At 68.2% G+C, this 20,024-nt stretch carries 13 protein-coding genes and 1 pseudogene; 9 read left to right on the top strand and 5 right to left on the bottom strand.

Annotated elements, in window-relative coordinates; all coding sequences use genetic code 11:
- Nucleotides 1-124 precede the first annotated feature (124 nt).
- Together ABZ725_RS47335 and ABZ725_RS47330 are read right to left on the bottom strand one after the other, a co-directional pair.
- Entirely contained in the window at nt 125-541 is a 417-nt protein-coding gene (locus ABZ725_RS47335) for a nuclear transport factor 2 family protein (protein WP_351914076.1), read from the bottom strand.
- A 112-nt stretch (nt 542-653) separates the two neighbouring features.
- Nucleotides 654-1,085, bottom strand: a complete 432-nt coding sequence (locus ABZ725_RS47330) for an Rrf2 family transcriptional regulator (RefSeq protein WP_358808574.1) — start codon at nt 1,083-1,085, stop codon at nt 654-656.
- Nucleotides 1,086-1,396: 311 nt separating this feature from the next.
- On the opposite strand from ABZ725_RS47330, the gene ABZ725_RS47325 reads away from it, so the two are divergent.
- The 6 genes from ABZ725_RS47325 (at nt 1,397) to ABZ725_RS47300 (ending at nt 9,418) form a co-directional block, all read left to right on the top strand.
- Complete coding sequence (locus tag ABZ725_RS47325) at nt 1,397-1,918, top strand: hypothetical protein (RefSeq protein WP_358808573.1); 522 nt, start codon at nt 1,397-1,399, stop codon at nt 1,916-1,918.
- Between the two features lie 94 nt (nt 1,919-2,012).
- A complete protein-coding gene (locus ABZ725_RS47320) occupies nt 2,013-2,381 on the top strand; it encodes a hypothetical protein (RefSeq protein WP_358808572.1) in 369 nt (122 codons plus the stop codon).
- Between the two features lie 141 nt (nt 2,382-2,522).
- Nucleotides 2,523-2,909 (top strand): hypothetical protein, encoded by a 387-nt coding sequence (locus ABZ725_RS47315; protein ID WP_358808571.1) that lies wholly within the window; start codon nt 2,523-2,525, stop codon nt 2,907-2,909.
- A 949-nt stretch (nt 2,910-3,858) separates the two neighbouring features.
- Complete coding sequence (locus ABZ725_RS47310) at nt 3,859-5,427, top strand: hypothetical protein (RefSeq protein WP_351914068.1); 1,569 nt, start codon at nt 3,859-3,861, stop codon at nt 5,425-5,427.
- A gap of 1,538 nt (nt 5,428-6,965) precedes the next feature.
- Nucleotides 6,966-8,228, top strand: a complete 1,263-nt coding sequence (locus tag ABZ725_RS47305) for a ParA family protein (RefSeq protein WP_358808570.1) — start codon at nt 6,966-6,968, stop codon at nt 8,226-8,228.
- Complete coding sequence (locus tag ABZ725_RS47300) at nt 8,225-9,418, top strand: ParB/RepB/Spo0J family partition protein (RefSeq protein ID WP_358808569.1); 1,194 nt, start codon at nt 8,225-8,227, stop codon at nt 9,416-9,418. The genes ABZ725_RS47305 and ABZ725_RS47300 overlap by 4 nt, the downstream gene beginning before the upstream one ends.
- A 603-nt stretch (nt 9,419-10,021) precedes the next feature.
- Here ABZ725_RS47300 and ABZ725_RS47295 read toward each other — a convergent pair.
- Complete coding sequence (locus ABZ725_RS47295; RefSeq protein ID WP_358808568.1) at nt 10,022-10,507, bottom strand: hypothetical protein; 486 nt, start codon at nt 10,505-10,507, stop codon at nt 10,022-10,024.
- A 1,233-nt stretch (nt 10,508-11,740) separates the two neighbouring features.
- Here ABZ725_RS47295 and ABZ725_RS47290 point away from each other — a divergent pair.
- Nucleotides 11,741-15,463 (top strand): hypothetical protein, encoded by a 3,723-nt coding sequence (locus ABZ725_RS47290; RefSeq protein ID WP_358808567.1) that lies wholly within the window; start codon nt 11,741-11,743, stop codon nt 15,461-15,463.
- A gap of 22 nt (nt 15,464-15,485) precedes the next feature.
- On the opposite strand, the pseudogene ABZ725_RS47285 reads toward ABZ725_RS47290, so the two are convergent.
- Nucleotides 15,486-15,848, bottom strand: a pseudogene (locus ABZ725_RS47285) (transposase); the annotation flags it as partial.
- A gap of 365 nt (nt 15,849-16,213) precedes the next feature.
- Between ABZ725_RS47285 and ABZ725_RS47280 the strand changes: the two are divergent.
- Together ABZ725_RS47280 and ABZ725_RS47275 are read left to right on the top strand one after the other, a co-directional pair.
- Entirely contained in the window at nt 16,214-18,076 is a 1,863-nt protein-coding gene (locus ABZ725_RS47280; protein ID WP_358808566.1) for a DUF2637 domain-containing protein, read from the top strand.
- A gap of 175 nt (nt 18,077-18,251) precedes the next feature.
- The gene (locus ABZ725_RS47275; protein ID WP_358808565.1) at nt 18,252-18,464 is read left to right on the top strand and encodes a hypothetical protein; all 213 of its coding nucleotides are present in this window, start codon (nt 18,252-18,254) and stop codon (nt 18,462-18,464) included.
- Between the two features lie 272 nt (nt 18,465-18,736).
- On the opposite strand, the gene ABZ725_RS47270 is transcribed toward ABZ725_RS47275, so the two are convergent.
- Nucleotides 18,737-19,936 carry an MFS transporter gene (locus tag ABZ725_RS47270; protein WP_358808564.1) on the bottom strand — a complete coding sequence of 400 codons (1,200 nt, stop codon included), beginning with the start codon at nt 19,934-19,936 and terminating at the stop codon, nt 18,737-18,739.
- Nucleotides 19,937-20,024 lie beyond the last annotated feature (88 nt).

Raw genomic sequence — 20,024 nt, 5'->3', positions numbered from 1 at the left:
GACTGGGGACGCCTGTACGCGACCGGGGAGAGAGATCCGCCGACAGCTTCGGCCGTGTCTCGGCTGGCCCTCTGCGTACATGTCCGGCTGCCCCGGGCCGCGGGGGTCCCTGAGTGCCCTCCGCTCAGCTGGCGTTGAACGCCTCGGCGACGGTCAGCGTGTCCTCGTACAGGTGCATGCGGACGATGTGGCCACCCTCGACCGCCAGGTGCATGGCGACCGGTGTGGTGAACTCCTTGCCGCCGGCCGCGGCGGTGTGTGTGAAGACCGCCAGCAGCACCACGTCACCACCGTCGACGATGAAGCGCTCCAGCACGACCTTGCTCTGGCCGTGCGCGAAGTGCGGCCACATCGTGGTGAAGTACGGCGCGACCTCCTCCCGGCGGGTACGGCGCCCGGTCCAGGGCAGCGCGTCACTGCCGGGGACGTGCCAGTCGATCTCCTCGGAGAACAGGTCCTGGATGCCGTCGGGGTCCTGCCGGCCGAGGCGCTCCAGGAACTTCTCGGCCACGGTCCGCGACGTCTGAGTGTCTGTTGTCATCGTCCTTGTCCTTGTCCTTGTCTTCTATCTCTTCGTCGGCGTAACCATTTTTGTTACATCAGTGGGCGTGGAATGCGACTCCCCTCGATCGGGGGAAGTCGACGGTCCGAGGTCAGGCGGCTTTCAAGACGTCCCGCAGCACGTCCTCCAGCGTGGTCTTGGCCAGCTCCCTGCACAGGGCGGCTTCCACATCGTCGTACACGGCGGTCATCGCCGGCCCGATGCCGTGCCCCACGATGCACTCGGGGTCCGGTGTCGCGCGATGCAGGGCGAAGACCGGCCCCGGTTCGATCGCCTGATAGACGTCGAGCAGAGTGATCGCCGCCAGGTCCCGCGCGAGCATCCAGCCCGCCCCCGCACCTCGCCGTGAATCGGCCAGGCCGGCCTTGCGCAGCTCACCCAGCAGGCGGCGGATCACCACGGGGTTGGTGTTGACGCTCGTCGCGATCTGCTCGGAGGTGGCGACCTCGTGGCCACGCCGCTGATACAACCCGATCCATGTCAGGGCGTGCGCCGCGATGGTCAGCCTGCTGTTCGCACTCATGTCGGACTCCACCTCCCTTGTCTCTCCGTTCTAGTCGTAACGATAGTTGTTACAACTGCATGCGGCAAGTCCTGCGGGGCTGGCTGGACCCGCCTCGTCAAGGAGCACGCCACCCACAGGACCCCAAGATCACCCGGTGGCGGGTTTCTGGCGTATCTGGGTCATGCCCGACCGTCAGCCGTGCTTACGGCGCCAACCGGGCCACCCGGGGCTGACGACGGGCCGCCCCAGCCGGCTGTCTCGCCCTTCACACCAGACCCGTGACCTGCGACTTCACGATGCACACCGCTCAATGGAAGCAACAACTCGCAATGAGCGAGAGAACCGGCGGCAAGCACAGGGCATGCGCACTGGTCGAACTGCTGGCCGTGCGCCTCCTGGAGCACGGCGTCCCGGTCACCGCCCGGCACCTCCACGCCCATCTGCCCCGCGTCCTGAAGAGCCAGAAGCAGGGACAGCAGCCGCAGAAGCGCTGCGATCACGGGCCCGGCGAGCTGCACCCCGGCAACCGGGCGGTGGTAGACGCCTTCAAACGGATGCTCAGCGCCCGCAGGGACCCGGCCTCCTTCACCGAGGGAGAAGACCTCGCCGTCCAAGTCCCCGACGGAGTCGAACGCGCCCGCCCCGAACCCGGCCAGGACCTGAGTGCCGACGTCGTCGAACTGGCGCTCATCCACCCCGACACCGGCGAGGTCCTCACCCGGCCGATGCCCTGCCCCCGCACGTTGATCCTCGGACCCTGGGACGACGCCTACCGGCCCCTCACCCACGCCGCGGTCGGCCGGCAACCGCCCGACAGCGCCGTGAGCGAGCCGACCCGCCTCACCAGCTGACCCAATCCGCACGTCCCTGCCGGGGCGGCCCGCCGAACCTAGGCTCCGGCCGCGCCCCGATTCCCCTGCCACCTGCCCACGAAGGGACCCTCTCGTGCACGAGACCGCCTACAACTCATCCTCCCGACCGTCGATCGTCGTGCTGTGCGGGTCGACCAGGTACTGGGAGGAGCTCGCCGAAGCCAACGTCTACGAGACGGCGGCCGGCCGGATCGTCCTCGCACCCGGCTGCAATCTGAGGAAGGCCCACCCGCTGTGGGCCGACCCCGCGCGGGCCGACCGGCTCAAGCTGATGCTGGACGCCCTGCACCGTCAAAAGATCGACCTCGCCGACGAGGTCCTCATCGTCAACCCCGGCGGTTACATCGGCGACAGCACCCGCAAAGAGATCGAATACGCCCGCAGCCTCGGCAAGCCCATCCGCTACACCCACCCCGCAGACGGAGCGGCACCCGCCCGCTGAGGGGCCTCCGCACCGATGGATCGACCGTCAGCGGGCGCCAATGCGCGGCCTCGCCAGAACTGCCGCGAGAGAGCTGACCTGACCATCCGGCGGCCACCGCATCCGGTGGCCGCCCTGACGCACAGCACCCGAGAGGAATCCATGGGCATCGCCGTTCCCAGCCCTCCCACCCCGGCCTTCGACGCCGCAGCTGCTCTGCTCGCCGCGCACCCCGGCCTCTCCGCAGAGTCGGTGGACATCGCCGACGCGAACGGCCTCGGGCCGACCGCCCTGATACGGGTCCAAGACAGGGCCGCCCTGCGGGACTGGGCCAAGGCACTGAACGTCACCGCTCGCACGACCGGCGAGAGCGCCTACGGCACCGCCGGGCCCCAGCAGGACAGCGTGTCGGACTGGCTGTGGTGGCGGATGACCTTCATCGACACGACCGTCGACCAGACGCCCATCCGGCTGTGGACGCTCGACGCCACCGACCATCCCCGCGCCCTGGTCGTCTTCCTCGCCTCCGCCGCCCACACCCCCACCTGACCATCGGTGGCGACCAACACCGCCACCCCCGGCGGCCCCTGAGCCTGACGAGACGGCAGTCGCCGACTGGGCACCCTGACCTCACCGCCCGAGCACGCCAAAGGCCCGTGGCCTCCTGCGAAGAGAATCGCAGGAGGCCACGGGCCTTTTTACGTTCGAGACCGCTGGGGTCAGGCTGACTGCTCCTGTCGGGCAGCTCTTGGAGCAGCGCTTTGTATTCGTCGGGATGCCGGTCACGCAGGATGCTCAGCCATGCACGAGCGCCTGTAGCGAAGGCCGTCGGCTCCATCTTCAGGTGCGGCTGGGTGACCACGGAGAAGGCGTCTTCGTACGGCAGTCGACGCGGCTGTCCGTGTCCGTCCGGCACGGCTTCAGCGGACCTCGTCGCGCTGCCGACTCCGCCGGTGCTGGGCGGCTCGATGTCTTCCCGCGTCGGCTGCCGCTGAGCGGGCGGCTTGGCAACGTGCCGTGCAGCCTGGACGGATGACTTGTTGTCCGCGGACAACAACCTGCCGGCCTTAGGCAAACAGTCCGAGCAGTCGGCCTGCGCCAGCGCCCGTGCCGAGGGCAGCGCCCCAGCCCATCAGAGCGAGCGACACGTGAACGTGAAGGTGCTTGCCGGCTTTGACGACCAGTCCTTCCCGTCCGATGCTGACCCCAGACTTCTCCGGAAGTTCGGGTCCGCCACCCAACTCCTCAGGGGACTCGGGGTCTTCTACGGTTGCACTCATGGCGACTCCCACGGCGTCGATCAGTCCGGATGGGATCCCCAATCCGGGTATGAAGTGACTCTGGCACCCGCGCGGGCCGCTTCTGAACAGTTAGATGTTCTCCCTGGACGTCCATGGAATACAGGGGGAACACGGTGGACGATCACCCTCGAGGGAAGCCCACTCGCCGCGGCCGCCCCAAGGTGCCGACGGCAGAGTCCGAGGAGATGGCTCGCCTAGTGCTGATCCTTCAGGAGTGGATCGAAACGAGTGGCCTGACCGGCCAGAAGGTGCACGCCAGGCTGGTTCCGGAGCACTACGGGATGGCGGAAGACGCCAAAGTACCCGGACGGAGCAGGTTCTATGAGCAGTTGCAGGGCCACAAGGTCGAAGAAGCCACGATCAAAGCGATCGAGGACATCTGCTTCGGATGCACGGTCGCGGAACGGCTCCAACCAGCGCTGCAGCTACTCCACGCGGCACAGAGCAACCCCACTACGCGATCTGTTGAGTCGGCCAGGCTCATCAGCGACCTGGAGAGCCAGCTCGCTGCCAGAAACGAAGAGCTCATCATCACTCAAGGGCGGCAGATAGAGCTCTTGGAGGAGACGCAGAGTCTCCTCAAGGAGAGGCAAAGTCTCAAGGATGCGTTCACTCGCAGTGACGCCCTCATCTACGACACGCAGCAGCTTGTTGCTGGTCTGTACTGGGCCAGCTCAGAGCTGGAGCGGGAACTTGTGCAGTGCAAGAGAGAACGAGCGGCACTGCGGGTGGTCGTCGGTCCAGACGCAGCAGAGCTGGCTGAGGCCCGTGCCCGGATCCAAGAGCTTGAGCATGCCCAAAAGGAGCTTGCCTCACAGCTTGCCCAAGCGAAACGAGAACGCGATGCCGCCCTGGAGCTGAACGAGGAGCTCATGGCGGAACTGCATCGGGTCGAACCCGATGAGGAGACCCCAGGCTTCGCGGTGGACTTCGCGGCCGAAGGGCTATGGGCCTCTGATCCTCTCGGACAGGACCGGGGACCGACAGACGTGCACACGGTGCTCAACCGCACACGCAAGATGATGTACGACCTCAGAGAGAAGCACTCTGAGCTGCGACGATCGGTCGCAGATTTTTCCATGGAAAAAACCGTGCCGACCAGGAGCGATCAGCCAGCCCGGCAGGCAACGGAGGTGGAGCTGTACGCCAAAGCGATGAGGACAGAGGTGCCCGGCGACATCGCCCACTGGATCGACGCGCTGCGAAGCGACGGGCATACCGAGAACGTCATCAGCCAGCGCTTGATCAATTTGGCACAGCGGGGCAGCGAGTCGGTTGGCGGCTTCGCCCGGTACATGGACCTGGTGGACGGCGTGAGCCAGGAGAGTCATACCGCTGCCACCCAGCTCCTTATGGCAGCTGGCGCATACCGGGAAATCGGAGAACTCAGGACGCATCTGCGCCGCCACGCGGAGTCCCCTATCGGGAGCTGCTTTCTGCGCGGCATGGCTCTGGGCCGCCCGCCGGCAGACCTGGCGCATGCACTCCGCTTCCTACGTAAGGGCAGCATGTCGAACCAGGAAGACAGGGCCCTTGCCGAGCGCGTCCTGCAACTGCTCGCCGAGTTTGGCACGGAAGAGAGGCTCCAGAACGTACTTCGGCACCTGACCAAGACCGATGGCAACAGGGTCCAGGAGCTCAGAAAGCGTCGTAATAGCGCCACTTCAGCCGTTCGACCGACGAATCTCCCACCGGTTGGGAGTTCCCCCGGGCGAATCATCACCGGCATGGTGGTCAGTCACGGAGAACCAGCGCCAGAGAGGTGAGATGCCGGTCCGGTTCTGCCGCGAGCCAGGCCCTCGTCGCACCGTAAGGGCCGGTGTCCCGCCACCGTTGGTGGAACACCAGCCCTTACGTCTTGCTGCGAGTCTGCGCAGAAGGAAGGGCTAGCCACCATCCGCCTCGTCATCACGGACCAGCGGCAGGTTCCTGAAATCGAACTGGGCAAGGTCGTCCCACAGCCGGTTCTCTACAGAGGGGCGCTCGGATTCCCAAATTGCTGGTCACACGGAATCCTGACCGCGACTCCCCTTCAGTTCTCCGGCTCGCGGCCCGCCAAGTCGAAGTCGGACACCTTCAGGTACACCTGCCGCCCGTAAGAAGAACGCCCTTGACCGCCCACACCGCCACGCCCCGGGCACCCGCTCTCCCGAGGTTCAGACCGCTGCCGACGCGTACCGCGCGGTGGTCGTGCTTCGGTGACGAGCCGTTCGCATCGCGTCTGGGCTCAGCTACGCCACAAGCCCGATTTCGCCCACATGAAGGAGGCTATGGTCGTCGCGGTCCAGGCAAGAAGGCCTGTGCGGCTCTCTGACGGCCTTTCGTGTGCCCCAAGGTCGAATCCCTCGGAGCCTCTGGAGATGGCCCCTTGAAGGCCTCGTTCTGGAGGTCGCTTTTGGCTGTTTTGCTAGTTAAGTGACATCTAGCCTCAAGTGAGCTTGCCAGCTGCACTGCATCCACGAATCAGCTCCCCCCGCTCTACCCAGCCGGGAACACCTAGAAATTGCCCGGCGATCACGTGGCTACTTTGCTCCCGAGTCGTAGGCGTGAACATGGAGCAGGTGGTCGGATGTCGAGCTGCACACGGCCGCCCGGCGGATCGTCTCCGCCGGTCTGCTCCAGGAGCTTGAGAAGGGAGAAGCCGCGGGGCGACGGCCCTTGATCATGACCCTGCCAGAACGGCCAGGGATGGACATCCGGTGCAGCCATTCCAGGTGTTGGTCCCGGCCTTGCGCCTGCTCTCGGCGCTTCGTGATGAGGTCCCAGAATGAATCAGCGTTCGCGGAGGAACTGTTTCAGCGGGCTCTGGCAACGCCTGGCTTGAGCGGTTCGCAGACGACCAGCCGTCTCGGACGGCAAGCCGTGTGGGCTTCGGTTCGCAGACCGGTGGGGCGCTGCGATCAGTCGTTGCCCGGCGGCGCGATCTGCGCCAGTGATTACGGCGTAATCACTCTGCCTGCCGCGGTGGTCGAAGGCGGCGAACCACTACAGGCATTCAGCCACAGCACTCGGAGGCCTACATCGAGGTCCGGCCACCGTTCTGCTCGAGTGTCGGCAACGGTCGATTCTGGGCATGTGCAGCGGGTCCCGGACGAACGAGCGGGAGCTGGCGCAAGGTCACTCTCGCGTGCTGGCAGCCGTGCGAACCGAGCGGATGTCCCGGCTGCCCTGCACGTCAGTCAGGTGCCGTGGTTCGAGAGGTGATTACGGCGTAATCACTCAAGGTGCGAGACCCTTGCATTAACTTGGTCTACCTAACGTGTCGATGATGCTTTTGATCATGGACGTTAGTATGGTGTCCTTCATGAGTTCGTCAGCCACCTCCAGCGACCGCGAGAAGGTCGTCTCCAAGCTGCCGGGATGGCTCCGGCAGAACCTCAAAATCAGAACTGCCCAGCACGGCATCGAGATTCAGACCGCCGTGGAACAAGGCATCAGCGACTGGTGCGGTCTGGCCTCCGCCACCGCAACCGTCGACACCGCCGGCGCCGACTCCTTCTCCACTTTCCTGCCCCCCGGGCAGTGGGAAGGCTTCCGCCAGGTCGCCGCCGACCGAGGCGTCTCCCTCATCCAGGGCCTAGCTCAGTCCGTGCAGCTCTGGCTCGACGCCAACCCGGCGCCCGACATCGAACGGCCCGCAGTCACCCGTCGCCTCATCGTCTGCAACCAGAAGGGCGGCGTCGGCAAGACGGCGATCACCGCCGGCCTCGGCGAAGCCCTCGCCGAAGACTCCAACGTCCTGCACGCCGTCCGGGTCGCCAAGGCACTCGCCAAGGCCCTGCGGGCGAGTGACGCCCACCCCGACGCCGAGCCTGCCGGCGACCCGCTCGACATCGAGAACCTGCCCGGACTCGGACTGCGCGTCCTGCTCGTCGACTTCGACCCGCAGTGCCACCTCAGCAACCAGCTCGGTGCCGCTCCCCTGCCGATGAACGGCGACAGCCTCACCAACCACATGGCAGGCGACCCCAAGGGCGATCTCCGCGACCTCATCGTCTCCATCGACGACGCCACCTTCGACGGACGCCTCCACCTCTTGCCCGCCTGCAACGACGCCTTCCTCCTCGACGTGCGGCTGTCCGCCGTACGCGCACGCGAAGCCGCCCTGGAACGCGCACTCGCCCCACTCGAAGGCGACTACGACGTCATCCTCGTCGACTGCCCGCCCAGCCTCGGCCTCAGCATGGACGCCGCCGCCTACTACGGCCGCCGCCGCGACGGAGAGAAGCCCGGCCAGTCCGGCGCCCTCATCGTGGTGCAGGCCGAGGACAGTTCCGCCGACGCCTACGAGCTGCTCACCACACAGATCGACGACCTGCGCGGCGACCTGCAGGTCGACATCGACTACCTCGGCATCGTCGTCAACCTCTACGACTCCCGCCGCGGCTACATCGCCACCTCTTCCCTGCAGGGGTGGGTCGACATAAAGGATCCACGGGTCGTCGGCCTCATCGGCGACCTCAAGGAGCAGAAGGAAGCAGTCCGTATGAAGCAGCCCCTGCTGTCGTACGCCCCCAAATCGCAGCAGGCGATCGGCATGCGCGCACTGGCCAGGGAGATCGCATGAGCAAGGCCGACCAGCTGGGCGCAGGCCGCTTCGGAGGGACGGTGCGTCCCGTGAGCGCGCGCCGACAGGCCGTCGCCGCCGCCACAGGCGTTCCCACCGAGGGCATCGCCCCGCCCACCCAGCTCTCGCCGCACCGCATCAGCCTCAACCCCGACAACCCCCGCTCCAAGCTCGGTGACCTCACCGACCTGGCGGGCAGCCTCACGACCCACGGCCAGAAGCAGGCCATCACGGTCATGAACCGAGACGCCTACGTGAAGGTCAACCCGGAGCGCGAAGCCGATCTCGAAGCGGACGTCACCCACGTCGTCATCGACGGCAGCAGTCGTCTCGCCGCCGCCCGCGAAGCCGGCCTGACCACGGTCAAGGTCATGGTCAGCGACGACGAGGGCACCACCGCCGAAGAACTCCTCGAATCCGCCCTCGTCGCCAACATCCACCGACAGGACCTCGAAGAGCTGGACGAAGCCCGCGCCCTGCACCGGCTCCTGGCCATCCACGGAAGCCAGAGGGCACTCGCCAAGCGTCTGCACCGCTCCCAGGGCTGGGTCTCCCAGCGTCTCGCACTGCTCAATCTGACGCCCGAGCTGCAAGCCCGCATCGGAAAGGAACCCATCGACCTGCTGCGCGCTGTCGGCAACAAGCCCGCTGACCAGCAAGAAGCGGCCCTGGAAGAACTGAAGGCAGAGCGTGCTCGCAAGGAAGAGGGGACACGCAGCCGCAAGCTCCAGGACTCCCAAGCCGCAGCAGAGCCCGCAAGCGCGGGCGTCTTCCGGGGCGCTGGTGATTACGACGTAATCACCAGCGCCCCGGATGACGGAGGGCGCGCCGATGAGGCGCCCGAGGACCCTGCCGGTGATTACGACGTAATCACCGGGGAGGCGGAATCACCCGCGGCGGGCGAGGACTCAGGGACGCCCACGACGTCGGAGGCGATTCCAGAACCTCGGGCAGACTCCCCCGCACCAGCCGCGAAGGCGAGCGCCGCCCGAGAGGAGCGGGCAAGCCGCAAGGTCCCGTACGACGAGCCCGGTTCCCTTGCCATGCTCCTGGACATGAACATTCCCTCGGACGACGTCTTCTTCGACCTGCTCCAGATCCTGAGCGCGAAAGGCCTGAAGCGCGATCCCGGCCGGCTTCACCAGCTGGCACGATCCTTCGCCGAACAGGCCGCAGCCCAGGTCGACTGACCGCTCTACGGTCCCGCTCCATGCCAGCGCGGCAAGAGCGGGACCGTTTTGCGTTGAGCCCTGGCCGCCCAGGCCGGGAGGCGGCGCCGGGCGATGGAGTGCGCTCGAGACCTGGCGGCGGGGGAGTCGGCCGGGAGATGTTCCGAACCACCCCCGCACCATCTGACCGGTCCGCTAGGGAGGGCTGCATTCTGACGGACGCGCCAGGTCTGGTGACGACTGGGCGATGCGGGCCTTCAGACCGGCGGCCTGCGGCCGGTGGACTGGCGTAGGCGAGAGCGGTGGCGCTCGCTCCCCAGGTTTTCGGCACGGGAGCGCTGGTTGCCCTTCCCGAAGACGGCTGCGGCACCCGTCTCCGGTGGAGCCCCGCGGACGCCGTTCGAGCCAGAAGAAGAGGAGCAAGCTCAGCCCCTTCCGCCCGCGCTGCGGCGATCGGGAGCGTGCTGGGCTTCCGACTGCAGGACCGGTCCACCGCCCACCGCGACAAGCGCGCCCGGCAGGTTCAGGACCATGCGGAGCCACGGCAGGTGGCCGTCCGGTTCCTCGCCCGTCTCCCCGCCTGCCTCCGGGATCTGATACCTGGAAGGCCCCGACAGCGCTGGATCAGGTTACGGAGCCACATCCGTCCACGATGCCGTCGTGGACGTTGCAGACACGGAGGCGGATGTCACGCACGTCCTTGAACTCGACGAAGTAGTCGATCTCCCCGGGGCCTCCACCGTCTCCCCCAGGCCAGGCGTCGGGCAGCTGCCTCCAACTGATCGACGTCCACGATCCGTTCTGCCACTTCTTACCGGAGTACTGAAGGATCCCCTTGTCGATCCAGCTGCAGTCTTCGAGCTGGATGACCTCGATGTCGCCGTTGGTGTAGTACTTCGGGTAGCCGCCGGCCTGCCCATCGGCCGTGTACTCGTACCAGCCGTAGGCCTCGTAGCAATCGCCGTAGCTGTACCCCCCGACCTCGCTTTCCGTCTGCGCCCCCGCGGCGGAGGGAGTCAGTGCAAGCGCCGTAGCTGACCCCAAAGTGGCGAGCAGGTACGGCACCCTACGGCTTCTTTCCGTGACCGGAGCTGCGATCGTCCTGCGCATGCGACGTCTCCTGAAATGTTGTCCGGATTGCCCATCAGACGCTGGGCAGGTGTGCCGCGGAAGCGTCTTGGTGCTCCTGTGGCCGGTTGACCGCTTCCGCATGTCCGACGTACGGCTCGCACGAGGGTCTGCTGCACAGTGACCTTCGCCGACGAGCCGGCACCCATGGTCGAGCTGACACTCGCCGTTGCTGCGCTGCAGCGGCCCGATCCGTTGCTCACCTTCTGGCGGCGGCCAAAGCGCTGTGGCTCCTGGACCCGCTGAGCCGGTGATTCGACGACGGGCTCGACCGGGTCCTGTCGGCACTCACCCCGTTCGTCCGCACCGACCTGTGCCGCGTACTGCCGTCGGCTGCCCTCCGGTCCGGAGAGTCGTCGCCACCGCGCTGGGTACCACTCACGGCTCCCAGCGCGGCAGCACCAACCTCAGCCGGCGACCCATGCAGCGTCCAACCACTCTGCCCGGATCAGAAACTCGCACCGAGCTCCCGACTGAGCAGCTGCGTCCTCCTGACGCGGAGCCGGAACTCCTACCGCCAGAAGTACAGGTTCCAAAGGGGTCCACTCCTTCCGCAGTACCAGTCGACCCACTCGATGCCCCATGGGGAACCGTTCAACCGGCAGCTTGCCTGGGTGAAGAACCAATCCCCGTACACCCACTCGGCAGGAGCCGGCGGAGAGGCAACACTCGCGAGCTGACTGTCCGTCCGGACCTCAGCGCTGACGGAAGTGGCGGGCGGCACTGCCGGAGCTGCCTGGGCCGGTGCCGCCATGAGGCCCAATCCGACTGTGGTTCCGAGGGCGAGTCCCACGAGAATCTTGCGGGTGCGCATGACGCATGTTCCTTTCGAGAGGGGCGGAGGTACGAACAGGTGCCCGGCGGCCGTCCCATTGGCCGGACCGGTCGCTGAGTGGCTGTCCTTGACTCCTGGGCTCTTCGTGCTTGTTTCCGATCCTGTTTTTGCGAGGCGTGCTGGGGATCGGCCTCCGCCGTCATCTCTGCACGGTGGAGGCCGATCCCGCTCCCCCTGAAGCGCGAGCCCCGTGACCGTCCGACAGTGCGCCGTCAGACCGAGCTTCTCGGGCCCCGCGACATCAAGTTCAGCGGCCGGCGCATTGTTCGGCAGGGCTGACCCAACGGCCAAACAATGGCCGGACGCGATCTTTGCGGGGGTATGAGGGGTGCGTAGGTTGGCCGTCCGGGCTGGTGCGGGGTGCGGCTAAGGGGGGCGACGTGGCGGGACGTCGTGAAGGGCCGGTGGATCCGGGGGCGGGACCGGTGCAGCGGTTCGCGTTCGAGTTGCGCAAGCTGCGCACCGAGGCGGGCGGGCTGACCTACCGCGTGCTGACCGAGCGGGCGGGGTACTCGGTGACGACGTTGTCGCAGGCAGCTGCCGGCGAGCAGTTGCCGACGCTTCCTGTGGTCCTGGCGTATGTGGCGGCGTGCGGGGGCGGTGCGGCGGAGTGGGAGGCGCGGTGGAAGCAGGCGGTGGACGAGGTCGCCGCCTCGGCTCCGGCAGAGGAGGAGGGCGGTGAGCCGCCGTACCGGGGGCTGGCCAGGTTCGAGCCGGGCGACAGCAACCGGTTCTTCGGCCGCGACGAACTCACCGCCGATCTGCTGGACCTGATGCGCCGGCAGCGGTTCGCCGCGGTGTTCGGCCCGTCCGGCAGCGGCAAGTCCTCGCTGCTGCGGGCCGGCCTGATCCCCGCCCTGCAGCACACCCAGGACGCGGACCTGCGCCCGGCCGCCATCCGCATCCTCACCCCCGGCCGGCATCCGGCACGCACCCACGCCCGCGCACTCGAGCCCGGCAGCACCACACCGGAAAGTCCGGGCGCGGACACACTCGTAGTCGTCGACCAGTTCGAGGAGATCTTCACCCTCTGCCACGATCCGGCCGAACGCACCAGATTCCTCGACCTGCTGCTGACCGCCCGCCAGCCCGCAAGCCGGTTACGGGTCCTCATCGCGGTGCGCGCCGACTTCTACGGCCGTTGCGCCGAACACCGCGACCTGGCGGACACGTTGCGCGACACCAATCTGCTGGTCGGCCCGATGAGTCCTACGGAACTGCGCGCAGCCATCGTCAAACCGGCCGCCGCCGAAGGACTGACCGTGGAGCGCGCTCTCACCGCCCGCCTGGTCGAGGAGGTCGCCGACGCCCCGGGCGGGCTGCCGCTCCTTTCGCACGTGCTGCTGGAGACCTGGCGCCGCCGCCGTGGCAAGACGATGTCCCTGACCGGCTACGAAGCTGCCGGAGGTCTGGAGGGCGCGGTCGCCAAGACCGCCGAGGACGTGTACTGCCGATTCACCGATGCCCAGGCTGCCGCGGCACGCCGCCTGCTGCTGCGCCTGGTCGCCCCCGGCGAGGGCACTCCCGACACTCGCCGGCCCGCTGACCGGGAGGAACTTGCGTCTCGCGGTCGGCAGGAGACCGCTGAGGCGTTGGAGGCTCTGGCCCAGGCACGGCTGCTCACCATCGACGGCGGCACCGTCGATCTGGCTCATGAGGCACTGCTGACTGCCTGGCCCCGCCTGCGGGGCTGGATCGACGAAGACCGCGAACGCCTGCGCGCTCACCGCAAACTGACCGAGGCCGCCCGCGCCTGGGAGGAACTGGGCCGCGACACGGGGGCTCTGTACCGGGGAAGTCGTCTCGTCACTGCAGAGGAGCACTTCAGCGGCAGCCCTGCTGAGGACCTGACCGCCCTGGAGCACCAGTTCCTCACCGCCGGAACAACCGCACGTGATCAGGAAGAGCACGCCGTGATGCGTACCACCCGGCGTCTGCGCACTCTCAATGCCGCCTTGTCCGCCCTGCTCGTCCTCGCCTTCACCGCCGGCCTGGTTGCCTGGCAGCAGAGCCGGACCAGCGACCAGCAGCGCCAGGTCGCCGATGCTGTCCGCAAGGTTGCCCTGTCCCGGCAGCTCGCCGCGCAGTCCACCGCCCTCATCGGCACCAACTCCGACCTCGCCTCACTGCTGGCCATCCAGGCCTACCGGACCAGCCCGACCTCCCAGGCGGTGGAGAGTCTCTACGCCGCCGCCGCTGTACCCCTCCGGCACAGGCTCACCGGGCACTCTGCCCCTGTGGTCGCGGTGGCGTTCAGATCGGACGGGCGCACTCTGGCCACTGGCGACAACGATGGCACGATGAGGCTGTGGGACACCCGTGCCGGCCGCATCCGCAAGAACCTGCCCGGAGACAAGATCAACCTCCCAGCGGTGTTCAGCCTTGACGGCCGCACCATGGCGGTCAGCAGGTCCGACGGGCGGGTGGAACTGCTGGACACCAGTACCGGCCGCACTCGCATACAGCTGAAGCAGACCAGTTTCTCAACTCTCCTGGCATTCAGCCCGGACGGCCGCACCCTGGCCACCAGCAGTGTCATCCGGAGAGTGGAACTGTGGGACACCGCCACCGGGCACATCCGTACACGCCTGGCCGAACAGACCAATGACGTGAGCTCGTTGGCGTTCGGTCCCGACGGCCGCACCCTGGCCATCGGCGGCTTCGACGGCGAGGTCAAACTCAGGGACGCGACCACAGGCCGTCTCCGCGGAAGTCTGCCCGGACACACCACCTCGGTCGACAGATTGGCGTTCAGTCCGGACGGCCGCATCCTGGCCACCAGCAGCTCCGACGGCGGGGTGCAGCTGTGGGACGCAAAGGCAGGCCGCCTGCGCAAAGGCCTTGCCGAGTACACCGCCCTTGTCACCTCGATGGTGTTCACTCCCGACGGCCGCGCCCTGGCTACCGGCAGCTCCGACGGCGGGGTGCAGCTGTGGGAGACAGACACCGGCCGTCTCCGAAGGAGCCTGCCCGGACACATCGGCCCTGTTCTCTCATTGGCCTTCAACCCGGACGGCCGCACTCTGGCCACAGGTGGTGCGGATCGCACCGTGCGCCTGTGGGACGCGGAGGTCGGCCGGCCCTGGGCCCTCTTCTCCGACCCCCTCGAGGAGGCGTTCTCGGTAGCGTTCAGCCCGGATGGCCGAACCCTCGCCACCGGGAGCACCGGCGAGCAAGCAGTGCGGTTGTGGGACACGGCCACCGGCCGCCTCCGTACGGGCCTGCCTGGGTACGCCGATCTCAGTCCCTCGCTGGCGTTCAGTGCGGACGGGCGCTCCCTGGCCACCGCAGATCCGGCCAACGGCGGGGTGAACCTGTGGAATGCGGCCACCGGCCGTCACCACGGGAGCCTGGCCGGGTACATCGTCGGCGTGGAGGCGTTGGCGTTCAGTCCGGACGGCCGCACCCTGGCTACGGGCAGTGCCGCTCGCGGAGTTGAGCTCTGGGACGCGGCCACAGGCCGCAATCTCCGAAGTCTGCCCGGATACCACGGCGCTGTGCACTCGGTAGCGTTCAGTCCGGACGGCCGCAGCCTCGCAACCGGCGGCGAAGATCGCACCGTGCGACTCTTGGACCCGACCACCGGCCGCACACGCACGCTCTCCGGACACACCGGCGCTGTGGTCTCGGTAGCGTTCAGTCCGGATGGCCGCACCCTGGCCACCGGTAGCGACGACAACACCGTGCGGCTGTGGGACACAGCCACCGGCCGCAGTCGCGAAAGCCTGACCGGCCACACCGACCGCGTCGGCGCGTTGGCGTTCAGTCCGGATGGCCGCACCCTGGCCACCGGTAGCGACGACAACACCGTGCGGCTGTGGGACACCACAGCCGTGGGTGATTCGCCCACCGGCCGCACACGGCGCACGCTCTCCGGGCATACCGGCGCTGTCCTCTCGTTGGCCTTCAGCCCGGACGGCCGCACTTTGATCACCGGCAGCAGCGATCAGACCGTGCTCCGGTGGAACGTGGACCCAGCCACACCCACCACAGCGATCAGCAAGATCTGCCGCGCCATAGTCCGCAACCTCACCGCACAGGAGCGCTCGGTGTACATCCCGGACCAGCCGCCACATGGCACGTGCCCAAACCCAGATCCGTGATCAGCCGGTCGGCATTGGCATGGAAGACGACCAGGATGTCGTCGTCTCCCACTTCCCACTGCCCCTGGTCGATCAGGTCGGTGACAACGCGGCGGACCTGGGCGGCGGTGACCTCGGCGACATCGTCGTCGGGGCCGAGCCGGACCGCGTCCAGCAGTTGGCACCACGACGTCCGTCCGGTCTCCGGCGCGGCCACGAACGAGTACGGCCGGCCGGGGATGAGCTGGTCGCCGGAGCGTCCCGAGCGTCCGTGGACGTGGCAGAGCAGCCGGTCCGGGCTGGCCGGCGCGTCGGGCCGCAGCCACGCGGAGACATCGACGGCCAGGACCAGACGGCCGTCCGCGGCCTCGGGCTGCGGCAGCATCGCCAGCGCGCGGCGCAGCCCTGGGGGTCAAGGAATCGCAGCGGGCGCTGGGTCACGATGGTGTCCTTGAAGCGCTGCTTGCGCCGGATGATGGGCAGCAGCTTGTGGTTCCAGTCCGGTTTGCCGCGGACGGCCTTGATGGCATCGTCGGCGACCGCTCCACCGTGCACGCGGCGCCTGACTCCTCCTGGGGCAGGCGCCGCACTGCTGTCCGCGGACAGGACAGCACGGAACCGGGAGGCCCAGCTACCCACCGCCCGCGATTGTCCTCAATGATCACTTTCCGCAGACGATCCGGCCTGAGCCGATCCCGAAGGGCCACAACCCGATGCACATCGTGGGAGTGTGAGAACTGCTCAGTTGTGAGGCGGATAGGGGAGTGGGACGTGGCTGCGGGGAACGGTGCGATACCCCAGCTGACCCGAGCGCATCGGGTCCTCATCGGCGTGGTGGTGACGGGAGCTGTGATCATCGCAGGGATCGGCTTCGCCGGTTCGTACGCGGCGGTCCGGGAACTGGCTCTGGAGAAGGGCTTCGGGAAGTTCTCCTACGTGTTCCCGATCGGCATCGACGCGGGCATCTGCGTCCTGCTGGCCCTGGATCTGCTGCTGACCTGGATCCGCATCCCCTTCCCGCTGCTGCGGCAGACGGCGTGGCTGCTGACGGCGGCCACCATCGCCTTCAACGGGGCGGCGGCCTGGCCGGACCCGCTGGGCACGGGCATGCACGCGGTGATCCCGATCCTGTTCGTGGTCGCCGTCGAGGCGGCCCGGCACGCGATCGGCCGGATCGCGGACATCACGGCCGACAAGCACATGGAGGGCGTGCGCATCACGCGCTGGCTCCTCTCGCCCATCCCCACGTTCCTGCTCTGGCGCCGCATGAAGCTGTGGGAGCTGCGCTCCTACGACCAGGTGATCAAGCTGGAACAGGAGCGCCTCGTCTACCAGGCCAGCCTCCGCTCCCGCTTCGGCCGCGCCTGGCGCCGCAAGGCCCCGGTGGAGTCGCTGATGCCGCTCCGCCTTGCCCGCTACGGGGTTCCCCTCGCCGAGACGGCTCCGGCCGGGCTGGCAGCAGCCGGCATCGACGAGCCGCCGCTCCAGTTCACCGTCGAGCGGACCACGATTCCGGCACAACGGCAGAGCCCGGAACTCGAGGCTGCCGTCGACCAGGAGCAGAAACCCGTGAACGTGGGCGGCGGGCAGCCCCGACTGATGCAGCAGACGCGAGCCGCACACCCCGAGCAGAGGCACGAGCCTGGAGACGAGGGGAACGCCCAACACCTCGCCAACGCCTACCGGGACTGGATGGCTGCCTTCGGATTCGAGCCCACGAGCGCGCAGTTCGCTCTCTGGCTCCAAGACCAGTACGGCATCGCGACCGCGGCCGGTGGGCCGCTGTCTGATGAGCAACTTGAACCCCTGCTGAGGCTCCTCAAGGAGCGTCACACGCCCTCAGCCGATGCCGCGACGGATCCGCAAGACGATCTGAACGGTGCGGACGACGGCTGGGGTGACTACTTCTACAGCGCCTGGCTCGCATACGCGCAGGAGCATGGCGCCCACCCCGATGCCGCCACTCTCGCGACGTACGTCTACGGGCGGGACCAGATCACCGGCGCAAACGGCCAGCCCATCAGGGGTGAAGACCTGGCGGGCTTCGTCTCCGCCTTCCGGCAGCGCGAGTTCGACGAGGCGGAACCGTCGCCCGACGAGGAAGCAGCCGATTCCGTCGAAAACCTCCCCAACGATGACGAGCCTGAGCAGACCCCAGTCGGCGCGGGCGCCCAGCCGGCCAACGGGAATCGCACCTCGCGGGTGAGCGCCGCCATTGACGACCCGCCGCCGGGGGCGGAGGAAGCAGCAGGGCAGCGGGCGGTCCTCACCACGGTCGATCGCTACTACCTGGCGTGGACGGAGTACCAGTCCGAACACGGCGAGGAGCCGACGGCTGAGCAACTATCCCCCTACCTTGCGCAGAAGGACATGCACGGCCGGGGCGGCAAACCGGTCAGCCCCGCCACCCTGCGCCGGTACTTCCTGCCCTTCCGCGTCTACAACGTCTGGGCCGAACACCGGATGCGCAACGATCAGCCCGAGGCGGACGCCGTTGCCCAGGACTGCGCAGCCCGAGGCATCACCGCCCAGTACAACAAGCCCGTCACCACCGACTACATCACCGACAACGCCGCCGACTTCGAGCGCCGTCGGCAGGCCCTCATACGCCACCACGCCGACGCACAGCAGTAGGGCCGCTGCTGCGCACCGTTGCGCAGCCGGAACCCGGCGACGTGGATCAGGCTGCGCAATCCGAAGAACCCCTGATCAGCCATGCATTGCGCAGACATCGTGAGCACTGCGCAGACCTGCGCAGTGCGCCCTCGCGTAGTGCGCTTCTCCGAACCCGCCCTGCCGAGGACGACCCATGCACGCATTGCGCATCGCCACCGACGCGACGGTCACGGACCTCAACCTGCCCCTGACCGACGCGCACTCGGCGATCCTGGAGCACGTCGGATCCGCTGACGCCGTCGACCAAGGGATCTACCACCGGCGTGCCCTCATGCACATCCACGGCAACGGCCGGACGCTCGGTCTTCCCCAGAACCCGGCGGCGTGGGCCCTGGTGAGCGCCTGACGCGGCACGACCCTGTACCCGCTGGCCGCCGGCCCCGCCGTAGTCACGGGACAAGCTGAGAGCGGCGACGCGCTGGCTGCGGTTCTCCAGATCGCGTACGCCCGTGATGCCCCGGTGGGTGGGCAGCGTCTTGAGGTGCTGGTCACCGCGGGCGGAGGAGATCGCCGCGTGCTCCGCGAGGAAGGTGCCACAGGTGGCGAGGGCGGCTTCGGCGTGTCGCATCCGCAGCTGCCGCTCCGCCATCACGCCGGTGCGCTCGGCCTGCGCGGCGGTCAGTCGCCCCGCCACGTCTGCGAAGCCGAACACACCGCCGCAGGCTGCTGCGGGCCATCGCCCCCGGCAGCGTGTTCCGTCCGCGGCGACAGCCTGGCGCAGGCTGCCGTTGCCCAGCCTGCGCAGGCCACGGACAGAGCCGCCCACAGAATGGCCGGCCGGAGGCCGGCCAGAGCGACCAGCAGGCCGCCGAGGCCGTAGCCGACCGGCAGGGCCACCAGCCGGGCCGACGAGTTCAGCGCGAGCACGCCGACCAGAGTCGAAGGTTCTGCTGTGCGCTGGAGCAAGGTGATCGAGGCCGTGGAGTACATCGACCACAGCATGCCTGACACCGCGAACGACACCACCGTCAGTACCTCCGGGACATGCAGCCCCAGCACGGCGAGCGACAGGGCGAACGCCCCGGTCAGGCCGGCGATGAGTGTCCGCGGCGGGAGGCCATCCAGGAAGCCGCTGAGCCCGGAGCCGGCAAGAGCGCCGACGGTGAACGCCGTGTACAGCACAGCCAGGAACGCAGACCCGCTTCCCGACTGCTGCCGCGCCAGGAGCGGCAGCATCACATACACCGCACCGAAGAACATCAGCACCACCGCGCCAAGGACGACCAGGGACGTGGCCGCGGCCGGATGCCCCGGTGGCCGTGGACGTTCAGTGGCAGCCGCTCGTGATGGGCTCCGCCTGCGCCCGGCCAGCAGTGCAATCGCCAGCACCGCGAACGTGCCGCCGTCCACGGCCAGCACCAGAGCGGCATCGGTCCGTGCCACCAGCGCCGCAGCGAGCAGCGGCCCGCCCAGAGCCGCCACGGTGGCGACGCCCGACAGCGTCGCGTTGCCCGCCAGCCGGTCCTCCTCCGAAAGTTCTCCAGCCAGCCAGCCGTACATGCCGGCTTGCCCCCAGGCGTGCAGAACCGAGGAAAGCCCCAGCCCGAGTACGTAGAGGGCCGGAGTGAGCGCGCCCAGCAGATAGGCCCCGGCGACGGCGGTCAGTGCGACGGCACGCAGGGCGGCATCACTGGCAGCCAGCAGGACCGGGTCCCGATGCCGGACGAACCGGCCGAGCAGCAGGGTTCCGGCGGCGCCGGGCAGCGCATAGGCGCCGGCCGCCGCAGCGACCCACCAGCTCTCCCTGCCGGCCGGGGCGAGTTGCAGGGCGAGCCAGGTGACGGCGACCTCCGCCATGCCGTCGCCCAGTGACGACACAGCGACCGCAGGGAGAATCCGGCGTACGCGAGGATGGGCGAGCACCGCCCGGTAGGGGTTCCGGGCGCGTCCGGGCCGCCCGGTGCCG

It is taken from the genome of Streptomyces sp. NPDC006872 (assembly GCF_040635845.1).
Taxonomy (GTDB): domain Bacteria; phylum Actinomycetota; class Actinomycetes; order Streptomycetales; family Streptomycetaceae; genus Streptomyces.
This window is presented reverse-complemented; position numbering and strand designations above follow the sequence as displayed.